Annotated in this window: 6 protein-coding genes; 5 read left to right on the top strand and 1 reads right to left on the bottom strand. The window is 68.8% G+C overall.

What is annotated here, in order from left to right; genetic code table 11:
* Positions 1–642 precede the first annotated feature (642 nt).
* From GRC12_RS40425 to GRC12_RS40415, 3 genes are all read left to right on the top strand, one after another.
* A complete protein-coding gene (locus tag GRC12_RS40425; protein WP_208785442.1) occupies positions 643–1,401 on the top strand; it encodes a GOLPH3/VPS74 family protein in 759 nt (252 codons plus the stop codon).
* 319 nt (positions 1,402–1,720) lie between these two features.
* Positions 1,721–2,578 carry a helix-turn-helix domain-containing protein gene (locus GRC12_RS40420; RefSeq protein WP_208785441.1) on the top strand — a complete coding sequence of 286 codons (858 nt, stop codon included), beginning with the start codon at positions 1,721–1,723 and terminating at the stop codon, positions 2,576–2,578.
* A 216-nt stretch (positions 2,579–2,794) separates the two neighbouring features.
* Entirely contained in the window at positions 2,795–2,986 is a 192-nt protein-coding gene (locus GRC12_RS40415) for a DUF397 domain-containing protein (RefSeq protein ID WP_208785440.1), read from the top strand.
* A 118-nt stretch (positions 2,987–3,104) separates the two neighbouring features.
* Here the strand turns inward: GRC12_RS40415 and GRC12_RS40410 are convergent, their stop codons facing one another.
* Complete coding sequence (locus GRC12_RS40410) at positions 3,105–3,944, bottom strand: hypothetical protein (RefSeq protein ID WP_208785439.1); 840 nt, start codon at positions 3,942–3,944, stop codon at positions 3,105–3,107.
* 80 nt (positions 3,945–4,024) lie between these two features.
* Here GRC12_RS40410 and GRC12_RS40405 point away from each other — a divergent pair, with 80 nt between their 5' ends.
* Together GRC12_RS40405 and GRC12_RS40400 are read left to right on the top strand one after the other, a co-directional pair.
* Entirely contained in the window at positions 4,025–4,810 is a 786-nt protein-coding gene (locus GRC12_RS40405; protein ID WP_208785438.1) for an SDR family oxidoreductase, read from the top strand.
* A 160-nt stretch (positions 4,811–4,970) separates the two neighbouring features.
* The gene (locus GRC12_RS40400; protein ID WP_208785437.1) at positions 4,971–6,545 is read left to right on the top strand and encodes a sodium:solute symporter family protein; all 1,575 of its coding nucleotides are present in this window, start codon (positions 4,971–4,973) and stop codon (positions 6,543–6,545) included.
* Positions 6,546–6,632 lie beyond the last annotated feature (87 nt).

Here is a 6,632-nt window from a genome sequence, read left to right as displayed (position 1 = left end):
CACCACCGCCAGTCCCCGCGGCCCCGTCGCCGGACGCACCACCGCCAGTCCCCGCCGTCCCGTCCCCGGACGCGCCGCCGTCAGCCCCCGCAGGCTGCTCGTCGGCCCCGCCCTCCGTCGTCCCGGACGGGGGCGGGGTTCCCTCGGGTGCTTCGTGCGGGGTCGTCTCAGGCGTCCCCGGTTCGGGAGAGGCCCCGGGGGCGGCCGTTCGCTTGAGGTCCCGTACCGAGAGGGTTCGGGTCGCCGTGTCGACGCCGCCTCGGGGGGTGGACGGATCCCGGGACACCGCCATGCGGGGGTCGCTCGGGTTGGGAACCGGAACCGCGCTCCCCGACGTCGGTTCTGCCGACGACTCGCGCTGCTTCGACCTGTCGGGGGACTCGCCCGCCACCGATGCCTCCTCCATCTGCCACCGCATGCCCCGCACGCGGCTGCCGAACCGTCAACCGAACCGTGAATCGCCGCCCGGGACACCGCCGTACGCGCTGTCCGAACCATGTACCAGTGTCCTGTGTGGGGGCTTAACCCCTGCGGTAGACGAGAACGACATACCTACCGGTTCCCTCACAAACAGGTCACGCACCCTCGACAGACCAATGTGAGAGGGGTCACCCTGTCTTTCATCCACGCGGGGAGGCATGGATGGGCAGGAGCCGCAGAACACTTCCGGAGGAGCTTCTGCTGCTGGCACTGGACCCGACCACGGGTACCACTGCGCAGCCGCAGTCGCTCGACCTCGGTCTGGCCGGAGCACAGCTAGTGGAGCTGGCGCTGGCCGGACGGATAGCCCCAGACGGGGATCGTATCGCCGTGGTGGCCCCACGGCCGACTGGAGATCCAACGTTGGACTGCGCGTTGGAGTTGCTGCGAAGGCGTGGCGCTCCCGTGCGGGCAGTGAACTGGATTGGCGGGCCGCGTCTCGGGCTGCGCCAGACCTACCTCTCGCATCTCGAGCGGTGCGGCATGGTGCATGCCGTGGCCGGTCAGATGTGCGGGGTGCTGCCGACGACTCGCTACCAGGCGACGGACACCGCCATCAGCCGGGAGATCAGGGCCCGGCTGGATTCCGCGATCCGTACCGGCGTACCGCCGGACCCACGGACCGCGGCGCTCGCCGCACTGGCGCACGCGGTCGGTCTCGGCAAGCATCTGTACCCGGGCAACGAGGGTCGTTCGTCCAGGTCCCGGCTGCGGGACCTGATTCGGCACGACCCGATGGGCGGTCTCGTCGCGCACGCCGTGATGGACGTCCAGAACGGCGTGGCGGCCCAGCCGCGACGCAGCCCGGCCCCGGCCGGCCGCCAGGCCGCCGCCGGACCGGCCAGGTCCGCGCCGGAACCCGCTCGTGGTGTTCCGATGCAGCCGCGCCGGGGTTCCATGGCACGCGTCGTGGCCCACTGAGCCGCGGTTCCACGACACAGCACCACCCACGCACCACGCAGCACGCACTACGCACCACGCACTACGCACCACCGAGAGCCGCACCCGAGTCTCTGGACCCGTTCGGGAGCCGCTGGTTCGCGCGGGGTGACGAGGCCGCGAGGTCTCGTCACCCCGCGCGGCCGCATGTCCGCCCTGTTCGCGCGGGGTGCCGTGAACTGACGTGCGTTCAGCGCATATCCACCGTTTGCCAGCGGTAGAAAGCACCTTGGTGGCAGTCTGCTCAACAGCAGATACGCAAAGTGGTAACCAGAGGTCCGCAGCCGGAGGTGCACGTCCCGTGGCGTCCAATGTCAATCCCACCGTCAGGCGGCGCCGGCTGGGCCAGGAGCTGCGCCGGCTGAGGGAACTCAAGGGCATGACGGCCGAAGAGGTCGCGGAGCGGCTGCTGGTGTCCCAGTCGAAGATCAGCCGGCTGGAGAACGGGCGGCGCAGCATCAGCCAGCGCGACGTGCGCGATCTGTGCGGGGTCTACGAGGTGGAGGACCACCGGATCGTCGACTCCCTGATGCAGATGGCCAAGGACAGCCGCCAGCAGGGATGGTGGCACTCCTTCGGGGACATCCCCTACAGCGTCTACATCGGGCTGGAGACGGACGCGGCCAGTCTGCGGGTGTACGACCCCCAGGTGGTGCCGGGGCTGCTGCAGACCCGGCAGTACGCGGAGGCGCTGATCGCGGGGGCGCTGCCGGAGACGGCCGCCGCCGACGTGGAGAAGCGAGTGCAGGTGCGGCTGCGGCGGCAGGAACGAATCACCGCGCCGGACAACCCGCTGCGGCTGTGGACCGTGATGGACGAGGCGGCGCTGCGCCGGGTGGTGGGCAACAAGTCGCTGATGCGGGACCAGTTGGAGCATCTGGTCGAGCAGGCCCAGCTGCCGCACGTGACCGTGCAGGTGATCCCCTTCGACATGGGCGCCCACCCGGGCGTGAACGGCCAGTACGCGATCCTGGAGTTCCCCGACGCGGCCGACTCCAGCGTCGTCTACATCGAGGGCGTGACCAGCGACCTGTATCTGGAGAAGGCCAACGACGTGCAGAAGTACAGCGTGATGTACGAGCACCTCAGGGCGCAGGCGCTGAACCCGGAGCATTCGCGTCAGTTCATCGCGGACATCGCGAAGGAGTACGCGCGCTGAATCGGCCAACGGCACCCGCACGGGCCGCCATCGACGGAAAGGGCCGTACAGTACACCTTCCCCAGGGCGGATTGGAAGACCCGCCTGGAATATGCCATCCAGTCGAGTGAATAGTCGCTTCGTACGCCGAGGTGGGCGAGTAACGTCGATCACGCCAATCGGGCAGCAGGGTTGGCGGAAACCCAGTAACTCATCACCAGGCATTACGGAGCAAAAATGGCAATTCGTCAGGGCGCCACGACCACCTGGACCAAGTCCTCGTACTCCACCGGCAACGGCGCGTGTGTCGAGGTCAAGTCCCCGGTGATCGCGGCCATGGCCGTGCGGGACTCCAAGGTCACCGACGGTCCGGTGCTGGCCTTCCCGGCCGACGCGTGGAACGCCTTCGTCACCTCGGTCAAGGCGTAACGGCACGCCGGTCACTCACGTATGAGACAACTGCACAAGCTTCACCACCAGAGCCCTCTCGACCAGCCCGCCGTCCTTGCCGAGGGGGCTCGGCTTGTGTCCGGAAACGGCGCACGGGCTAGCGCAGCCGGTCGACGTACCGGTCCGTGCCGGGCACGGTGGGGATGAACGGCGCCACCAGTTCCACCCGCCCCAGGCCCGCCTCCTCCACCGGCCCGTCCCGGTCCGTGAAGCACGCCTCCCAGCAGTCGCGCGGATCCGCCTCCAGGAACCACAGCAGGGTCAGCCGGGTGTCGACGCCCTCCACCTGCTTCACATAGGTCATCCGGTCCCCGGGCAGCGGTGTCGGGCGGAACACGGTGACCATGGCGGCCGGGGAGCCCGCGAGCCGCTTGGGAAGGTGCCGCGAGCGCAGCCACTCCAGCAACTCGGCGCGCTGCTCGGGGGATTCGGCGTCGATCACCTCCACCACCAGGCCCGCGTAGGGGTGGTCGAGGGCGTGGAAGTCGCGCGGTCCCGCGGCGCCGTCCCGGTACACGGTCGCCTCGTGGTCCTGGAAGGCCGTGAAGACGTGCGTACGGTCCTGGTAGACCCGGGCGTCCCGGTTGAGGCGCCGGTTGATGGCGACGGTCCACTTCATGTGGTCGTCGTAGCGGCCCTCGGTGACCCAGTATGTGGAGATGTAGCAGCCGGCCGTGACGGGCTGGGCGATCGCCGACTTCTCGGGGTAGCGCAGGAGTTGGAGGTCACGGGTGGCCACCCAGCGGCGGCCGGCGTACATCCAGGGCATGGCCATGGCGCCGGCGTAGTAGTGGTCGTCCTCGTACCAGCGGTTGTACGCGTACTCGTGGCCCGGGTGCGGTTCGACCATGGTGATCAGGGCGTGGCCCGGCCGTACCCCGTAGGGCCCCACGGCGGCCAGCTCGGCGTACACCTCACTGCGGGTTTCCTCGCTCACGTCGCTCCCCTTCCGTCCTCCGCCGGTCGCCCATACTCTGACGCCCCGTCAGATAATTGGCCATACCCCCGGAGGCTCGGATGTCACTGCTCACGGGCAAGACCGTCGTCGTGTCGGGAGTCGGCGCCGGGCTCGGTCACCAGGTCGCCGCCGCGGTCGTGAGGGACGGCGGGAACGCGGTCCTCGGGGCGCGCACGGAGGCGAACCTCGCCAAGAGCGCGAGCGAGATCGATCCGGACGGAACGCACACGGCGTACCGCTCGACGGACATCACGGACGAGGGGCAGTGCGAGGTGCTGGCGGGCCTAGCCCGGGAGCGGTTCGGGCGGATCGACGCGGTGGTCCATGTGGCCGCCTGGGACAGCTACTTCGGCGGGCTGGAGGATGCCGACTTCGCGACCTGGCAGTCGGTGATCGACGTGAACCTGCTGGGTACGCTGCGCATGACGCGGGCGTGTCTGCCGGCGCTCAAGGAGCGCGGGGGCTCGGTGGTGTTCATCGGGACGCAGTCGTCGGTCGCGGCCCCCACCCAGGTGGCACAGGCGGCGTACGCGGCCTCCAAGGGGGCGCTGACGAGCGCGATGTACTCACTCGCCCGGGAACTCGGGCCGCACCGCGTGCGGGTCAACACCGTGCTGCCGGGCTGGATGTGGGGGCCGCCTGTGCAGGCGTACGTGCAGTTCACGGCGCACACCGAGGGCGTCCCGGAGGCGGAGGTGCTGGGGCGGCTGACGGACCGGATGGCGCTTCCCGACCTCGCCACGGACGCGGACGTGGCCGACGCGGCCGTGTTCCTGGCCTCCGACCGGGCTCGGGCGATCACGGGGCAGTCGCTGCTGGTCAACGCGGGGGAGCTGATGCGCTGAGGGCGGATTTCAGCCACACCAAAGATTCATATACGTAAACGCGGGCCATCGAGCGGAACATTTTTGCCGTCTCTTGACCCGACGCTTGCTTGCCGTGATCATGCCACCCCACTCAGAGTTCACATGCCCGAACCCGGCAGCGGACCCTGGAAGGGGGCTCATGAACAGTCTCGACTGGGCCGTGCTCATCGGCTACTTCGGCGTGATGGTGGCGATCGGCGTCTGGTCGCACAAGCAGGTGGGCAACGTCAGCGACTTCTTCACGGCCGGCGGCAAGATGCCCTGGTGGCTGTCCGGCATCTCGCACCACATGTCGGGTTACAGCGCGGTCCTGTTCACGGGCTACGCGGGCATCGCCTACACCTACGGCGTCACCTCCTTCGTGACATGGTCCTTCCCGATCGCGCTGGGCATCGCCATCGGCTCGAAGCTGTTCGCGCCGCGGATCAACCGGCTGCGCTCCAGGCTCCATGTGGCCTCCCCGCTGGAGTACCTGAAGAACCGCTACGACCTGAAGACACAGCAGGCCCTCGTCTGGTCCGGCATGCTGCTGAAGATCGTCGACGTGGCCGCGAAGTGGGCGGCGATCGCCACCCTGCTGTCCGTCTTCACCGGCGTCACCCTCAACCAGGGCATCCTCATCACCGGCGCGATCACCGCCGTCTACTGCACGATCGGCGGCCTGTGGGCGGACGCGCTGACCGAACTCGGCCAGTTCGTCATCCAGTTGCTGGCCGGCATCTCGATGTTCTTCGCGGTCGTACTGAAACTGAACGACAAGCACATCGGCTTCTTCGATGCCTGGAACCAGCCGGCCCTGCACGGCCACGGCAAGGGGCTGGTCGGACCGTACGGCACCGTCTTCCTGCTCGCGTTCCTCTTCATCAAGCTCTTCGAGTACAACGGCGGCATGCTCAACCAGGCCCAGCGCTACATGGCCACGGGCAGCCCCCGGGAGGCGGAGCGCTCGGCGCGTCTGTCCGCCGTCCTGTGGCTGGTCTGGCCGGTGGTCCTGTTCTACCCGATGTGGATGTCGCCGCTGCTGGTCCACGCCCAGAAGCCGGACGGCTCCGACTCCTACGGCCTGATGACCGAACAGCTGCTCCCGCACGGCCTGTTGGGCCTCGTCATCGTCGGCTTCTTCTCGCACACGATGGCCATGTGCTCCTCCGACGCCAACGCGATCGCGGCGGTGTTCACCCGGGACGCGGCGCCGGTGCTGTCCAAACGGGCCCGGGAGTGGGGCCAGCGCTCCGGACTGATCGCGGCCCGGGTGACCACGGTCGTCTTCCTCGGTCTGTCGATGACGGTGGCGACCCAGGTCAACTCCCCCACGTTCAAGGACATCATCACGATCGTCATCAAGTGGGTGGCGGGTCTGATGGGCCCGATCGCCATCCCGATGATGCTGGGCCTGCTGCGCCCGTTCCGCCGCTCCGGCCCCACAGCGGCGCTGACCAGCTGGTCGATGGGCCTGCTCGCCTTCTGGCTGGTCAACTACCCGATCAACTGGAACGTCAAGGGCGGTGTCCCGCTCCAGTACCAGGTCTCGGTCCCGCTGGCGGTCTCCCTGCTCCTCTACATCCTCATCGGCTACCTCAAGCCCGAGGACACCCCGGACCGGCTGGCCATCATCGAGCGCATCAACACCGACGACGACAGCACGGCGGCCGCGGTCCCGGTCCCGGCGGGCGGGGTGGACGACACCCTGGGCAAGACGCCCGTGAAGGACTGAGCCGGGCGGAGTACGGCGGCGGGCGGTGGCCCGGGTTCCTGACGAGCCCGGGCCACCGCCCTTCGCACTGTCACACGGGGTTGCCGT

This window comes from Streptomyces griseorubiginosus (genome assembly GCF_017614965.1).
GTDB lineage: Bacteria > Actinomycetota > Actinomycetes > Streptomycetales > Streptomycetaceae > Streptomyces > Streptomyces griseorubiginosus_B.
Note: the sequence above shows the minus strand (reverse complement) of the source record. Positions and strands in the feature narration are given on the sequence as shown.